General features: G+C 70.1%; 12 protein-coding genes. 3 read left to right on the forward strand and 9 right to left on the reverse strand.

The features are described 5' to 3' along the window. Positions 1-58: 58 nt before the first annotated feature. The gene (locus ACQEU1_RS21450) at positions 59-874 is read right to left on the reverse strand and encodes an SAM-dependent methyltransferase (RefSeq protein ID WP_433204428.1); all 816 of its coding nucleotides are present in this window, start codon (positions 872-874) and stop codon (positions 59-61) included. A gap of 166 nt (positions 875-1,040) precedes the next feature. Here ACQEU1_RS21450 and ACQEU1_RS21455 point away from each other — a divergent pair, with 166 nt between their 5' ends. Further along, positions 1,041-2,354, forward strand: a complete 1,314-nt coding sequence (locus ACQEU1_RS21455; protein ID WP_433204431.1) for a cytochrome P450 — start codon at positions 1,041-1,043, stop codon at positions 2,352-2,354. Positions 2,355-2,372: 18 nt separating this feature from the next. After that, positions 2,373-3,371, forward strand: coding sequence for an alpha/beta hydrolase (locus ACQEU1_RS21460; RefSeq protein ID WP_433204434.1), 999 nt, complete (start codon positions 2,373-2,375; stop codon positions 3,369-3,371). A gap of 42 nt (positions 3,372-3,413) precedes the next feature. On the opposite strand, the gene ACQEU1_RS21465 is transcribed toward ACQEU1_RS21460, so the two are convergent. Beyond that, positions 3,414-5,429: a putative bifunctional diguanylate cyclase/phosphodiesterase gene (locus ACQEU1_RS21465; RefSeq protein ID WP_433204437.1), complete on the reverse strand. Its 2,016-nt coding sequence runs from the start codon at positions 5,427-5,429 to the stop codon at positions 3,414-3,416. A 743-nt stretch (positions 5,430-6,172) separates the two neighbouring features. Between ACQEU1_RS21465 and ACQEU1_RS21470 the strand changes: the two genes are divergently transcribed. Then, positions 6,173-6,496, forward strand: coding sequence for an MGMT family protein (locus ACQEU1_RS21470; protein WP_433204440.1), 324 nt, complete (start codon positions 6,173-6,175; stop codon positions 6,494-6,496). A gap of 53 nt (positions 6,497-6,549) precedes the next feature. Here ACQEU1_RS21470 and ACQEU1_RS21475 read toward each other — a convergent pair whose 3' ends face one another. From ACQEU1_RS21475 to ACQEU1_RS21505, 7 genes are all read right to left on the reverse strand, one after another. Then, the gene (locus ACQEU1_RS21475; RefSeq protein ID WP_433204443.1) at positions 6,550-7,209 is read right to left on the reverse strand and encodes a sirohydrochlorin chelatase; all 660 of its coding nucleotides are present in this window, start codon (positions 7,207-7,209) and stop codon (positions 6,550-6,552) included. Next, positions 7,206-8,303, reverse strand: a complete 1,098-nt coding sequence (locus ACQEU1_RS21480; protein WP_433204446.1) for a uroporphyrinogen-III synthase — start codon at positions 8,301-8,303, stop codon at positions 7,206-7,208. Before ACQEU1_RS21480 ends, ACQEU1_RS21475 begins: the two co-directional genes overlap by 4 nt. After that, entirely contained in the window at positions 8,300-8,611 is a 312-nt protein-coding gene (gene nirD / locus ACQEU1_RS21485; protein WP_433204448.1) for a nitrite reductase small subunit NirD, read from the reverse strand. Before nirD ends, ACQEU1_RS21480 begins: the two co-directional genes overlap by 4 nt. Beyond that, positions 8,608-11,064, reverse strand: coding sequence for a nitrite reductase large subunit NirB (gene nirB, locus ACQEU1_RS21490; RefSeq protein ID WP_433204451.1), 2,457 nt, complete (start codon positions 11,062-11,064; stop codon positions 8,608-8,610). Before nirB ends, nirD begins: the two co-directional genes overlap by 4 nt. An 89-nt stretch (positions 11,065-11,153) precedes the next feature. After that, positions 11,154-12,455 carry an MFS transporter gene (locus ACQEU1_RS21495; RefSeq protein ID WP_433204454.1) on the reverse strand — a complete coding sequence of 434 codons (1,302 nt, stop codon included), beginning with the start codon at positions 12,453-12,455 and terminating at the stop codon, positions 11,154-11,156. A 97-nt stretch (positions 12,456-12,552) separates the two neighbouring features. Beyond that, a complete protein-coding gene (locus ACQEU1_RS21500) occupies positions 12,553-14,052 on the reverse strand; it encodes an FAD-dependent oxidoreductase (protein ID WP_433204457.1) in 1,500 nt (499 codons plus the stop codon). Then, positions 14,049-15,968 (reverse strand): molybdopterin oxidoreductase family protein, encoded by a 1,920-nt coding sequence (locus ACQEU1_RS21505; RefSeq protein WP_433211638.1) that lies wholly within the window; start codon positions 15,966-15,968, stop codon positions 14,049-14,051. The genes ACQEU1_RS21500 and ACQEU1_RS21505 overlap by 4 nt, the downstream gene beginning before the upstream one ends. Positions 15,969-16,054: the final 86 nt, after the last annotated feature.

The raw sequence follows: 16,054 nt of genomic DNA on the forward strand, positions 1-16,054 counted from the left end.
GCAGTGTCGATCCCACCTCAACCGGCAGCGTGAATCGACTTCACTCTATCGATATCTTCTATGGCTTACGGCCAACGCCCGCGAACGCGATCCTGTTCACCGCCGGGTCGTCGGAGATGTCGCCGGGGCCACCAGGTCGCCATTCGGCGAATTTGACCAGACCCGGTTCGACCAGCTCGAAATCACCGAAGAAGCCCTCGATCTCGGCACGATCACGGTAGGTCACGTCACCGCCGCCCGACTTCGCCATCCGGTCCGTGACGTTCCTGGCCTCGTCGTTCACGTGGTCACCGGCCATGTGCGAGATCGCGAGGTAGCTGCCGGGCGCCAGCGCCTCGCGGTACCGCTTCAGCAGCCCCTGCGGGTCCGCCTCGTTCGGCACCCAGTGCACCATGAACAGCATCAGCACCCCGATCGGCTGGTCGAAGTCGAGCAGCCGGTTCGCCTCCCCGCTCGTGAGGATGCTCTCGGGGTCGCGCATGTCGGCCTGCAGCACGCCGACCCTGTCGTTGCCCGCGATGATCAGCTCGCCGTGCGCCACGGCCACGGGATCGCGGTCCACGTACAGGATTCGGCACTCCGGGGCCTCGTCCTGCGCGACCTCGTGGACGTTCGCCACGGTCGGGATGCCCGACCCGATGTCGAGGAACTGCCGCACGCCCTGGTCGGTCATGAACCGCACCGCGCGGCGCAGGAAGGCCCGGTTCAGCCGGGCCGCGCTGCGCGAGTTCGGCATCATCTCCTCGGCCTTGTCGCCCATCAGGCGGTCGACCGCGAAGTTGTGCGCGCCTCCGAGCAGGTAGTCGTACACCCGTGCCGCACTCGGCACCGAGACGTCCACGCTCTGCGGAATCCAGTTCTGCCCGTCGGACACGACGACCCACCCTCTTCAGGTTGCGGACGCACTAGCTTAGTCACGCACAAACCGGACACGGTTACGCCGCAAGTGTGAACGCAAGCCACCCGATCGGGCACTGTCACTCTGCACCGAACGACTCATAGGGTGACTCGATCTCTTTCCGCCTCGCGTAGGAGCGATGATGTCCGTCCCGGTGGCACCCGGAAGGCTGCCGTTCCTCGGGCACACGTTGCCGATGCTCAGGAAAAGATTCGCTTTCACGGGGAATTTGCGTGATCAGGGCGAACTCGTCGAAGTCCACCTCGGGCCTTTGCGCGCGTTATTCGTGGCAAGTCCGCGGTTGACGCACCAGGTGCTGGTCACCGACGCGTCGAAGTTCCACAAGGGCCGGATGTACGACAAGTTCCGCCCGTTCGTCGGCAACGGCCTGGCCGTGTCGAACGGGTCGTTCCACCTGCGCCAGCGCCGGATGATGCAGCCGGCGTTCCACCGCGACCGGATCGCCGGGTACGCGGAGATCATGCGCCGCGCGGCCACCGAGATCGCCGACTCCTGGCGGCCCGGCGAGGTCAGGCAGTTCGAGGCCGACATGCAGGGCCTCGCGGTCACGATCGTCGGCGAGGCGCTGTTCTCCACCGAGATCGGTCAGAAGGCCATCGACGAGGCCCGGCGCTCGGTCTTCGTGATCATCCGCAACGGCATCATGCGCGCGCTCTCACCGGGGTTCGTGGAGAAGCTGCCCATCCCGGCCAACCGCGAGTTCGACGAGGCCATCGCCAGGATGCGGGCGATCGTCACCGAGGTGGTCGAGAGCCGCCGCGGCGACGACACCGACCACGGCGACCTGCTGTCGACGTTGCTGATGGCGCAGGACCCCGAGACCGGTGAGCCGATGACCGACGAAGAGGTCTTCGACGAGGTCATCACGCTGCTGACGGCGGGCATCGAGACGACCGCGCTCGCGCTCGCCTGGATCTTCCACGAGATCGCCGCCAACCCCGAGGTGGAGCGCGGAGTTCTCGCGGAGCTCGAAGAAGTGCTGGGAGACCGCGAGATCACCGTCGGCGACGTGCCGAGGCTGACCTACGTCGGCCGCGTCGCCCAGGAGGTCCTGCGGAAGTACCCGCTGTGGCTCGTGATGCGCCGCACCGCCGTCGAGGTCGAGCTCGGCGGTGCCGTGCTGCCGGCGGGCACCGAGGTGATCCTCAGCCCGCACACCATGCACCACGACCCGGTCAACTTCCCGGACCCCGAGCGGTTCGACCCCGATCGCTGGACTCCCGAGCGTGCCAAGGAGTTGCCGAAGGGCGCGTTCGTGCCGTTCGGCGGCGGCATCCACCAGTGCATCGGCAACCACTTCGCCCTGACCGAGATCGCCATCGTGGTGGCGACGGTCTGCCGGCGCTACCGGCTCGTCCCGGACCGGCCGGTGCGCACCAGGTTCACCAACGCGGCATACCCCAACGACCTGATGATGAGGGTCGTCCCCCGCTAGCTGGAAGGTTGCTCCCCCATGCGTTTCCGTCGGCTTTGTGCCGCCGTGCTGCTGGCCGCGTTCCTACCGGTTCCCACGCCGGCGAACGCTGCCCAGACGACCTGTGAGGACGTCTACACACCCGTTCAGTTCGGACTGATCAAGCAGACGATGTACGGCCGTCTGTGCGTGCCCCAGGGCGCGAAGACGCTGCAGGTGCTCGTGCCCGGCGGCACGTACACCAGCGGCTACTGGGACATCCCGGTGGACAGCGACAAGCGGTCGGTCGTGCGCGCGATGAACAACGCGGGCATCGCCACCATGGCCGTGGACCGCATCGGTTCCGGCAAGTCCACCAAGCCGCTCAGCATCCTGGTCGACGTGCCGAACCAGGCCCAGGCCGTGCACCAGGTCATCGAGAAGCTGCGGCCGCGGTTCGCGAAGGTGATCGTCGGCGGCCACTCCATCGGCTCGGCCATCGCGATGGCCGAGGCGGGGATCTACAAGGACGTCGACGGCGTCCTCGTCACCGGCATGACGCACCAGTGGGACTACGTGCGCGCGGTGCCGGCGCTGACGAACCTCGTGCCGGCGTTGCTCGACGCGAAGCTCGGCCTGCGCGGCCTCGACGTCGGCTACCTGACGACGGTGGCGGGCAGCCGGTACCGCATGTTCCACGCGCCCGGCCCCGAGGTCCCGGCCGTGACCTCCTGGGACGAGGCCACTAAGGACGTCGTGTCCGCCGGTGAGTTCGTCACGACCGCGTTGATGTCGAACCTGGTGCTGCCGGTCAGCGCCGCGATCGACGTGCCGGTGATGACCATGCAGACGTCGGCCGACTACTTCTGCGGCACCCCGCCGCTGGGCGCCGACTGCTCGTCCGCGCAGGCGCTGGTCAGGTCCGAGAAGCCCTTCTACCCCAAGGCACCGCGCCTCGACGGGTACGTCGTCAACGGGTACGGGCACGTCTTCAACTTCGACACGAAGAGCGCCGACGCCTACCACGCGGCTCTCGTCGCCTGGCAGCGCGGCATCTAGGCAGGCGGCTGGGAGCGTTGCGGGGCAACGTTCCCAGCCTGCCTAGTCCGGCAGCGTGCGCAGGAACTCTCCCGCGTCCTTGGGCGAGCCGAAGTGGGGGCCGATCGCGAGGTCGGCCCCTTCCCCGTGCCACCACTCGGCCTGCTCGGCGGTCTCGATGCCGTCGACGCAGAGGTTCACGCCCACGTCGTGCACGGCCTGGATCAACGCGGTGGAACGCGGATCCTGCCGTCGCACCAGGTCCTTCGGCACGAGCACGGACACGATCGGCATCTCGCTCAGCCACACCAGGTCGCGCGGCCCGAGCCCGAAGTCGTCGAGCGCGATCCGCACGCCCATGTCCGCGAGGGTGCCGAGGTTGTCCGCCGCGTCGGCCACGCCCAGCACGCCGACGGGCATGGTGAGCGTCAGCCGTTCGCCGGGCATCGCGGTCTCCTCCAGCACCTTCGCGATGCGCGACACCAGGTCCGCGTCGGTGGCCTGGTGGTGCGTGAGCCGCACGCCGAACTGCTGGTCGAGCTCGCCGCGCTGACGCCACCACTGGGCCTGGCCGGCGGCGATGCGCAGCAGCCACTCGCCCATCGGGAGGATGAGGCCGCTCTCGTCGGCGAGCGCCGCGCACCGGTCCGAGAGGTCCCAGTGCAGCAACGCCTCCACGCCCGCGAGCGCGCCCGTCGCCAGGTCGCGGACGGGCTGGTAGACGACGCCGATGTCGCCCTGCTCCCACGCGCCCGGCATGACCACGGCGAGTGCCGCGTCCCTGCGTCCGGCGGAGTCCTCGTTGGTGTGGAACAGCTCCCACTGGCCGCGCCGGTCGCGCTTGGCCTGCCGCAGCGCCAGGTCCGCCGTGCGGAGCAGCTCGACCGGGTCGACGTCGGGTGACGGCTTGTGCACCACGCCCGCGCTCACCGAGACCGCCAGACCGTGGTCGTCCACATAGGTCGGTTCGCCGAGGTCGGCGTTGATGGTGGCCATCGTGGTGGCGATGTTCGGCGTGTGCGGGGTGTTCTCGACGAGGATGCCGAACTCGTCGCCGTCGAACCGGGCGACCATGGCCTTCTCGCTGGACATCACCGCACGCAGCCGGCGGGCGACGTGCTGGAGCAGGTGCTCGCCGACGCGTGCGCCGAGGCTGTTGCACACCAGGCCGAACGCGTCGAGGTCGAGGTGGAAGATCGTCACGCCGAGCGCGGGGTCGGCGCGGCGCAGCGCGGTCTCCAGGTGGGTGGTGAAGAACTGCCTGTTCGGCAGGCCCGTCAGCACGTCGTGCAGCGACTGCCTGCGCAGTTCTCCTTGCAGGAGCGCGAGTTCCGTGTCGTCGTCGGCCATGACGAGGACGTGACTGGGCTTGCCCTCGTCGTCGCGCAGCAAGGACGCCGTGAGCGTGACCTTGGCGAATTCCCCGTCACCGCGCACGAGTTGCATCGGTTCGCGTTCGAACTCGCCGAGTTCGCCCAGCACCCGTTCCATCATCTCGCGGAACACGACGATGGACGGCGGCGCGATGAGCTCGACGAGGCGGGTGCCCGCCTCCGGCTGACGTCCGATGATCACGCCGATGGACTCGTTGCCCCACGCCAGCCTGCCGTCGAGGCCGACGATCAGGACGCCGTTGGTGGACGAGGACGCGATGCCCGCGAACTTCGCCTCGCTCTGGCGCCGGTCCCGTTGCGCGTCGTGGGCGGCCTTGAGCAGCGCCTGCTGCATGCTCTCCTGCTGGTCCAGGATCACCCGCGCCCTCGCCGCGGTGAAGCCGCACGTCAGCGCTCCGATGCCGCCGACGACGCGGACCGCGTGCTGGTCGCTCGCGCGGAACTCCTGCAACGCCAGCAGGCCCTTGCCCAGCACGTCGACCGTGCGCTTGAGCCCGGGCTCGTTGACGTAGCCGAGAGCGACGAGCCGCTCGCCGACCTCCTCGAAAGGGGCAGGGTCGAACGGTTCGCGGTGCAGCGCCGCGCACAATGCGTCGAGCTGAGCGCCCAGTGCGGCGTCCAGCTCGTCTCTGCTCAGCGCGACCACGACGACGCTGCTGAGCAGGTAGCTCCACTTGCGCGACAAGGCTTCTCGCGCGCGGACGGCGGCGGTGTCCGTGAGTGGAGCGGCATCGGGTCTTCGGCTTGGTTTCGTCATTCCCGTTGCCCTGTATGGGTTGAAGAGTGTCCGGGAGTTTACCTACCGGCAGTCGACGCTCATTGCGCCAACCGTGTGATCCTCCGACACTACAGCGTGATTTCAGCCCTTACGACCACCGCACGACTTTAGCCACCTGGGCAGCCCGCGCACTGAACCATCCGAGTGACAACCGAACCACTCGATCAGGCACTGTCATCGCCGCCCGAACGGCTCCTAGGGTGGTCCGGCCCGACTCCACGGGGAGTCCGACTTCGACACGAACCCGGCACTCCTCACGAAGTGCTTGTGCCGCAACGGTCGAAGTTTCGAAACAACGAACACCACCGGCGTTCCACCGCGAACGGACTGAAGCGCATGCCTCGACAATGGCTGGTACCGCTGCTCCGCTGGCTGCGCGGTGGACACCGGACCAGATCCACGCCGCCGAGAACGACGTCCAGGAGCGCGCGGCCACCGTCGTCGGCGAGGCCGTCCTCCCCACGGCGGGCCTAGCTAGTGGTGTGTCTCGGAACGTTGGCGAGGTAATCCACGCTCAGCAGGGCGCCTCGCGGCACCGCCCCCACACCCCCGTACAACCAGTACGACGGCGTGGGGGCGGCACCACGATGCACCCGTCTGACCGCGCATTCCCCCGGCAACGTTCCGAGCCACACCACTAGACTCACCGCATGGACGAAGAGATCCACGAGCGAGTCCGCGACCTGATCATGGCCATCCCCCGCGGACGCGTAGCCACCTACGGCGACATCTCAGATCTCGCGAAGGCCCCGTCCCCGCGCCTCGTGGGCCGCATCCTGAACGAGGACGGCCACGACCTCCCGTGGCAGCGAGTCCTGAAGGCCGACGGCACCTGCGCCCCGCACCTGCGCGACACCCAGCTCCAGCTCCTGCACGAGGAGGGCGTGCCGAACCTGGACGGCACGGTCAACCTCCGCGAGTACCGCTGGGAGAAGGCCCGTAAGGAGGAGAAGGAGTCGCCGGGCCTCTGGTAGCAGGCTGACGCGGGGGTCCCCCTGGGATGAGGATCCCCCGCGGCCCAACGTACTCAGCAGGTCTGACACTCCGCGGCCGCACGCACGAGGCGTGCCGCGACCGCAGACCGGTACCTCTGGACCAACGCCGCGATCACCAGCGGATGTGCTCCGACCGGCGCGGAGACCACGTCCGCCCCGCTCGCGACCAACGCCGAGTGGAACACCCCCGGCGCCAGCAACCACGACGCGACCACAACCCGCCCGGGAGTGCCCGCCACCACCTCGCCGATCTTCGGCGAAGCGGTCGCCACGTACCCCACCGCGCAGGCCCCGACCTGCTGGGCCGCCACCCGCACGGTCTCCAACGCCAAGGCGTTCGAAGACCCGGCGGCTCCCAGCACCACCGAATCCCCGGCCCGAACCCCGGCCTCCACCAACCGATCCCGGACCGCAGGCACGGCATCCAGCCCCAGCGGCGGAGTCACCACCACCCCGGGAACCCCGGCGACCTGGGCCGGGATGTCGGCCCGAACGTGATACCCGGCCGCCAGGAACACCGGCACCACAACACAAGCCGAGTCCACAACGGACCGGACAGACGGCTCCAGCACGTCCGCATAGGCCACCACCACGGGCACGTCGACAAGTGCCTGCACCCCAGCGGCGACAGCGGCACAGACCGCGAGCCCGCCGGCATCCCGAGTCCCATGAAACGCCAGCACCAGTTTCACACGGGCTCCATCGCAAGCCGATACCCCCGCTTGACCACCGTGCACACCATCTGCGGCGCCCCCAGAGCGGTCCGCAACCGCCCCACAGCGGTCTCCACCGCGTGCTCCTCTCCACCGGAAGGCAACGCGGCCAACAACTCCTGCCGGGAAACCACCCGTCCGCGCGCAGCCACCAAAGTCCGCAACACGGCCATGGGCGCAGGCGCGACGGGCCTCAACTCTCCGTCGACCACCACAGCTTGTGCGCGCATCTCCATGTCCCGGGACGCGATCCGCAACCGCAACGCCCGAGCAGGCAGCTCCACGGTCAGTTCCCGGACCATGGACCCGATCCGCGACCGAGCCGGCTGCACCACGGGAATCCCGGCAGCGACCAACGGGCCAGCGGTGATCGCCCCCACCCCGACCACCAGCACCTCCCGCCGCAGCCGCGAGACCAGCGCCGCGGCATCCGGCGCGGACCGCAGCACCGAGGCCGCCGCGGGCGCCGAGGTGAACGTCAAAGCATCCACCGAGCCGGCCACCACAGCATCGATCAACCGCAGCAACGGCCCGGTGTCGGCAGGCGGCTCCCACCGGTAAACGGGAATCTCCACGACGTCGGCGCCGGCGGCGACCAACGACCCGACGAAGTCCGGCAACGGCTCTCCGTGCAGCTGAACGGCGACCCGCTTCCCGGCAACCCCGAGCCGCAACAGGTACTGCAACAACTCGGCGTTCGACTCGGAAGTGGGCGACCAGGTCTCGACAAGACCGGCCGCCCGGACCGCCCCCTTGGCCTTGGGCCCGCGCGGCAGCACCACGGCCCCGGACAACGCCCGGTGCAGCCGAGCCGCCAGCCCCCACCCCTCGGCGGCCTCGAACCAGCCGCGAAACCCGATGGCCGTGGTGGCGACCACGACGTCGACCGGCGACGACACCAACTCCAACGTCGCCGCGTGCAGGGTCGCGTCGTCGGGCAGAGGCACGATCCGCAGTGCGGGACCGTGGAGGACCGAGGCACCCTTGCGTTCCAGCAACGCGATCAGCTCGTCGGCGCGGCGGGCCGCGGTGACGCCGATCGTGAACCCCGCCAACGGCAGCGGCCCCGTCACGTCAGCTCCACGACGCCGTCGCGCACGCGCACCCCGTGCACGGCGACGGAGACCGAAGGCGAGTCCAGGCACTTGCCCGTGGCCAGCGAGAACGCCTGCTTGTAGACCGGCGACACGACGACGGGCACGCCTCCCCGGTCGCCGACGATCCCGCGCGACAGCACGGCCGCGCCGCTGAAGGGATCGATGTTGTCCAGGGCGTGCACCGCGCCGTCCGCGGTCAGGAACACCGCCACCTGCGATCCGTCCGGCAGCAGGGCCGCCACCCCCTGCTCAGGACGCAGCGCCTCAACGCCACAGACGATCATCTGACGACCTCCGGAATCCCCAGGGACACGGGAACGCGCTGCCCCCGCTCGGCACGGAACGAGATGCTCGGGTCGGGCACCCCGGGGGCGTTCACGAACGACGTGAAGCGCGCCAGCTTCTCCGGGTCCTCCAGCACGCCGCGCCACTCGTCGGCGTAGTCGTCCACGTGCGCGGCCATCGCGGCCTCCAGGTCGGCGCAGATGCCGAGCTTGTCGTCGACGACGACCTCGCGCAGGTGGTCCAGCCCGCCGTCGAGACCCTCCAGCCACACCGAGGTGCGCTGCAGCCGGTCGGCCGTGCGGATGTAGAACATCAGGAACCGGTCGATCACCCGGATCAGCTGTTCGGTGTCCACATCGGACACCAGCAGGTCCGCGTGCCGGGGCGTGAACCCGCCGTTGCCGCCCACGTAGAGGTTCCAGCCGTTCTCGGTGGCGATCACGCCGAAGTCCTTCGACCGCGCCTCGGCGCATTCGCGCGCGCACCCGGACACCGCGGACTTGAGCTTGTGCGGCGACCGCAGCCCGCGGTACCGCAGCTCCAGCTCGATCGCGAGCCCCACCGAGTCCTGCACCCCGTACCGGCACCAGGTGGTGCCGACGCAGGACTTCACGGTCCGCAACGACTTGCCGTAGGCGTGCCCTGACTCGAACCCTGCGTCGACCAACCGGCGCCAGATCAGCGGCAGCTGGTCCACGGTCGCGCCGAACAGGTCGATCCGCTGCCCGCCGGTGATCTTCGTGTACAGCCCGAAGTCCCGCGCCACCTCACCGATGACGATCAGCTTCTCCGGCGTGATCTCGCCACCCGGAATCCGCGGCACGACGGAGTAGGTCCCGTTGCGCTGCATGTTCGCCAGGAACCGGTCGTTGGTGTCCTGCAACGAGACCTGCGAGGGACCGAGGATGTGCCCGTTCCCCAGCGAGGCCAGGATCGACGCCACGGCGGGCTTGCAGATGTCACACCCGCGCCCGGTCCCGTGCTTCGACACCAGCTCGGAGAACGTGGACACCCGCGTGGCCCGCACGATCTCGAACAGCTCCGCCCGCGAGTGCGTGAAGTGCTCGCACAGGGCCTTGGACTGCTCCACCCCGCACTCGGTCAGCAGCTTCTTCAGCATGGGCACGCACGAACCGCATCCGGTGCCGGCCTTGGTGCACGCCTTCAGCTCGGCCACGTCGCAGGCCACGCCGGACCCGATCGCGTCCGTGATCGTCTGCTTGGTCACCGCCAGGCACGAGCAGACCTGAGCGTCCGCGGGCATCTCGACGTCGACGGAACCGCCGGGCTGCAACAAGGCCGCCGGCACTTCCTTGCCCACCAACGGCCGCAGCGACAGGTACGAAGAGGCGTCACCGACCAGCACGCCGCCCAGCAACGTCCGGGCGTCATCGGACACCACGAGCTTGCTGTAGGTGCCGGCCACCGCGTTGTTGACGACGACCTCGAGAGCGCCCTCGGTGGCCGCGTGCGCGTCGCCGAACGACGCCACGTCCACCCCGAGCAGCTTCAGCTTGGTGGAGACGTCCGCACCGGGAAACACCCTCGCACCACCGGAAAGCTGGTCCGCGACCACCTCGGCCATCGAGTAGCCGGGCGCCACGAGCCCATACGTCACGCCTTCGACGGCAGCGCACTCCCCCACGGCGAACACCGCGGGATCAGCCGTCCGGCAGGCCGCGTCCACCAGGTACCCGCCGCGGGGCCCGAGCTCCAGACCCAGGTCCAGGTCGGTGCGCGGCCGGATGCCGGCGCTGAACACCACGACGTCGAGGTCGAGCTCCAGCCCGGACGCGAGCCGGGCGATCAGCCGCGGCCCGTCCCGTTCGATCGAGGAGGCGGAGGTGCCGGTGTGCACGGTCAGGTCGAGCTTCTCGACCAGCCGCTTCAGCAGCGCGGCACCGCCGTCGTCGACCTGGATCGGCATCAGCCGCGGCGCCAGCTCCACGACGTGCGGCGACACCCCCATGCCCCGCAACGCGTTGGCGGCCTCCAGCCCGAGCAACCCGCCGCCCAGCACCATCCCGGACTTCCGGCCGGGCCGGGAGGCGGCCTCCACGGTCGCGCGGATGGCGTCCAGGTCGTCGATGGTCCGGTAGACGTGGCAGCCGGGCAGGTCCCGGCCCGGCACCGGCGGCACGAACGGCGCGGAACCCGTGGCCAGCACCAGGGCGTCGTAGGAGACCTCGATGCCGGACGCCCCGACGACCACGCGCCGAGCCCGGTCCACCGACACGACCTTCTCGCCGAGCCGCAGCTCGCACCCGCTCAGTGCGGGCAGCTCCAGACCGTCGGTGCTCCAGCTGTCCACATAGGACGACAGCGCCACCCGGTCGTAGGCGGGGTGCGACTCCTCGCCGAACACGACGATCCGCCACGCGGAGTCGCGCAGGAGGTCGACGAGCCGGTGGCCCACCATGCCGTGGCCGATCACGACCAGCGTTCGAGTCATCGGAGTCCCTCCTTCCCGCCACGGCATCGTCACCGGGCGGTGTGTCGTCCCCAGGTCTGCTGTGTGTCGGCGCGGTTAAGCGGCCGTCGTCACACGCCCGCGTGCGCGAGCGACGGACGGGCCGCGAAGACGGTGCGGCGCAGGTAGAACCACCAGGTGGTGGCGAGGCAGAGGCCGTAGAAGACGAGGATCGCGGTCAGCGCGGGCGTCAGCGTCTTCGAACCCTCCAGCGAGAACTTGAAGACGAGGTTCACCAGCACGCCACCGGCCGCGCCGACCGCTCCCGCGATGCCGACCACGGCGGCGGCCTGGCGCTTCGCGGACTTGTCGCAGTCCGACTGGGTGCGGAAGATCGCCGGGATCATCCGGTACGTCGAGCCGTTGCCCACGCCCGCCAGCACGAACAACGCGATGAACGAGCCGAAGAACAGCGCGAAGTTCTTCGTGTCGACGCTGAGGATCACGCCGAGGGTGCCGATCGCGAGCCCGACGAACGTCCCCAGCGTCACCTTGGCGCCACCGACCCGGTCCGCGAGCCAGCCTCCGAGAGGCCTGGCCACCGACCCGATCAGCGCGCCGAGGAACGCGAGCGCCACCCAGCCCTTGTGGTCGACGAAGGCGAGCTTGATCAGCGACGGGAACGCGAACGAGTACCCGATGAACGACCCGAACGTCCCGATGTACAGGAACGACATCACCCACGTGTGCTGGTTCGACAGCGCGAGCTTGTAGGACTGCCCGTCCGGCTTGGCCTGCGTGAGGCTGTCCATGAAGAACCACGCGCAGGCCGTCGCGACCACGATGAACGGCATCCAGATCAGCGCCGCGTACGCGAGGTGGATCCCGGTGCCGACGGTGATCACGATCGGCACGAGGAGCTGCGTGATCGCGACGCCCAGGTTGCCGCCGGCCGCGTTCAGGCCGAGGGCCAGGCCCTTCTTGCCCTCGGGGTAGAAGAACGAGATGTTCGCCATCGACGACGAGAAGTTGCCGCCGCCCAGGCCCATCGCGGCCGACGTGAGCAGGAAGAACCAGTAGGGCGTGCCCGGCGTCGACACCGCGTAGGCGAGCATCGCGCACGGGATGAGCAGCAGCCCGGCGCTGATCGTCGTCCACACCCGGCCGCCGAAGCGCGGCACCGCGAACGTGTACGGCACCCGCAGCGCCGCGCCGACCAGGTTCGGCACGATCAGCAGCCAGAACTGCTGGCCCACGGTGAAGTCGAAGCCGACGGAACCGAGGCTCACCACCACGATGCTCATCAGCACCCACACGCTGAACCCGAGGTTCTCCGCGAGGATCGAGAACGCGAGGTTCTTGCGCGCGATCCGGCGGCCCTTGCTCTCCCAGAACTCGGGCTTCTCCGGCTCCCAGTGGTCGATCCAGCTCATTGAAGTCCTCCGCGGGTCGGCGTTGCCGCTGAAACCTAGGAACCGGGCGTTACCAGGGCGTTCTGGCCGATGACGGCGACGGCAACTCCGCCGCACATCACGCAGGCGCCGGCTGTGAGGCCCCGAGCCAGTCGAGCAGCCCGCACACCGCGTCCTTGCAGCCACCGCACCCCGTCGTGGCCCGCGTGGCCTCCGCGAGCTGCGGCAACGACTCCGCCCCCGCCCGCCACGCCGACACGATCTGTCCTTTGGAGACGGTGTTGCACCGGCAGATCACCGAGCTGGACGGCAGATCGGCGGGCGACGCGGCCTCGGCGGGCAACGCCCTGCCGAGCAGGAGCGCGAGCCGGTCGGTCGGCGCGGGGATGCCCCGGTCGTAGAGCTGTGTGATCGTGGCGGCCGCGTCCGGCGCGCCGAGCACGATCGCGCCCGCGACCCGGTCGTCGCGCAGCACGAGCTTCGCGTACCGGCCGCGCGAAGGTTCCTGGAAGCACAGGACTTCCGAGTCGGGGCAGTCGACGTCCGTGTGCACGTCCCCCAATGCCGCCAGGTCCACGTCGCGCGCTTTGAGCCTGGTGACGACGGACGTGCCGCGGTACCGGGCGGCCGGGTTCGCGCCGGTCAGGCGGTCGGCGAGCACCGCGGCCTGGTCCCAGGCCGGCTGCACGAGACCGGACACGGTGCCGGGGTGCTGGGCGCAGTCGCCGATGGCGTGGATGCGCGGGTCGCTGGTGCGCAACGCGTCGTCGACGACGATGCCGCGATCGACTTCCAGGCCTGCCTGGACCGCCAACGACGTCTCGGCGCGCACACCGGCGGACACGACCACGAGCTCGGCCGGGAGGTGCGAACCGTCGTCCAGCACCAGGCCGTCGCCGGGGAGGTACTTGGCGGCCAGGGCGTTCAGGCGGAACTCGATGCCGAGCTTGCCGAGGGTGCGGGCGAGGACGCCGCCGGCGCCGGGGTCGAGCTGGCGTTCCATCAGGTGGCCGACGGGGTGGACGACGGTGACGAGGCAGCCGCGCCCGGCCAGGCCTCTGGCGGCTTCGATGCCGAGCAGGCCGCCACCGAGGACGACCACGGGGGCGCCCTTGTCGGCGGCCTGGGCGATCTGGGCGCAGTCGTCGAGGGTGCGGAAGGCGACGACACCGGGGGCCAGGCGGCCGTCTTCGAGGAGGCCCTCGGCAGGCGGAACCCACGGCACGCTGCCGGTGGCGAGAACCAGGGCGTCGTAGGGGATGGACTCGGTGGCGGCGGGAGCGGAGGCGCCGGTGGCGGCAGAGCTGGAGGCCAGGGCGGCGGAGCCGGAGGCTGGAGCTGGGGCGATCGTCACCGTTCGCATGGCGCGGTCGATCCCCACCACCTCGGTGCCCAGCCGCAGGTCGACCCGCTGCTCCGCCGCCCACCCCTCGTCGTGCAGCCGCGTCGACTCCGGCGTCATCGCCCCCGCGACCACCGTCGACAGCAGCACCCGGTTGTACGCGGCGTGCGGCTCGGCGCCCACCACGGTCACCGACACGTCCGCGTCCCTGCGGCGCAGTTCGTCCGCCAGCCGCGCACCCGCCATGCCGTACCCGACGATCACGACTCGCCTCATGCCCGCTCCAATCGCACCGCGCACACCTTGAACTCGGGCATCCGGCTCGTGGGGTCGAGCGCGGGGTTGGTGAGCAGGTTCGCCCGCCCGTCACCGGGGAAGTGGAACGGCAGGAACACCGCGTCGGCCCGCATGCTCGGCACGCAGCGCACGACCGCCGTCACCGCTCCCCGCCTGGACACGACCCGTGCCAGACCGTCCGGGCTCAGCCCCGCACGCGCGGCCGTGTCCGGGTGCATCTCCACGTACATCTCGGGAACGGCCTTCATCAGCTCGGCGACGAGCCGCGTCTGCGCCCCCGACTGGTAGTGCTGCAACACGCGGCCGGTGGTGGCCTGCAACGGGAACTCGGCGTCGGGCGGCTCGGCCGGGCCGCGGTGGTCGACCGCGACGAATCGCGCCAGGCCGTCCGCGTGCGCGAACCGGTCGAGGAAGAGCCTCGGCGTGCCAGGATGATCCACCGAGGGCACCGGCCAGTGCAGCTGCTCGGACTCCAGCCGCTCGTACGTCACGCCCGAGTAGTCGGAGAGCCCGCCCGCCGACGCGCGCCGCAACTCCTCGAAGACCTCCTGCGGCGCAACGGGAAAGCCGGAAGCAACGCCGAGCCGCGACGCGAGGCCGTGCAGCAGCTCCAGGTCGCTGCGGACACCGGGAGGCGGGTCGAGTGCCTTGCGGCGCCTGATGATCCGGCCTTCGAGGTTGGTCATCGTGCCGTCCTCTTCGGCCCACTGCGTCACCGGGAACACCACGTCGGCCATCGCGGCGGTCTCCGACAGCACGAAGTCCGCCACCACCAACAGGTCCAGCGACCGCAACCGGTCCGCGACACCGGACGCGCGCGGCGCGGACACCACCGGGTTGCTGCCGAACACCAGCATCGCCTTGATGTCCTCGGCGGTCAGCAGCTCGTACGCGCTGCGCCCGGGACCGGGCAGCCAGTCGACACCCCAGACGTCCATGACGTGCCGCCGCGCGACGGGATCGTCGATCTTGCGGTAGCCGGGCAGCTGGTCGGCCTTCTGGCCGTGCTCGCGCCCACCCTGGCCGTTGCCCTGCCCGGTCAGGCAGCCGTAGCCCGACCCCGCCCTGCCGGGAAGTCCCAGCGCCAGAGCCAGGTTGATCCACGCCGAGACGGTGTCGGTGCCGGACGCGTGCTGCTCGGTGCCGCGCCCGCTCAGGATGTACGACCGCCCCGCCAGCATGTGCACGGCGGCGCGCTGGTCGGCCGCGGAGACGCCGGTGACGCGTTCGGTCTGCTCCGGCCACCACGACGCCGCCACCCGCCACGCGTCGTCGAAACCCTTGGTGCGCGCGGAGATGTACTCCTTGTCGATCACGCCCTCGATGACGGCGGTGTGCAGCAAACCCAGTGCCAGCGCCAGATCCGTGCCCGGCGCGGGCTGCAGGTGCAACGTCGCGCGCTCGGCCGTCGCGGTCCGGCGCGGGTCGATGACGATCAGCCGCGCGCCTTCGAGGTGCCGCAGGAACGGCGGCATCGTCTCGGCAGGGTTCGAACCCGCCAGCAGGACGGTGTCGGCAGTGCGCAGGTCCGTCAACGGAAACGGCATCCCGCGGTCGAGCCCGAACGCCTTGTTGCCCGCCGCCGCAGCCGACGACATGCAGAACCGGCCGTTGTAGTCGATCTGCGAAGTGCGAAGGGCCACCCGCGCGAACTTCCCGAGCGCGTAAGCCTTTTCGTTCGTCAGCCCGCCGCCGCCGAACACGGCGACCTCGTCGGGTTCGTAGAACCCGATCCGCGAAGCCACGTAGTCCAGCGCCTCGTCCCACGGCACCGGCGACCCGTGCAGCAGCGGAGTGGTGAGCCTGCCGGGATGGCGCAGCAGCTCCCCCGCCGTCCAGCCCTTCTGGCACAGCCCACCGGGACCAGGGGCCACCTGGCCGTCGATGACGCTCATGGAGCACTGCAGCGCGCAGTAAGGGCAGTGGGTCACGCCTCCGAACGCTAAGAAGCGCTCGTTAACCCAAAGCGACCCAATGTTTC

Origin of the sequence: Lentzea sp. CA-135723, from assembly GCF_050936595.1 — a bacterium.
Lineage (GTDB): Bacteria > Actinomycetota > Actinomycetes > Mycobacteriales > Pseudonocardiaceae > Lentzea.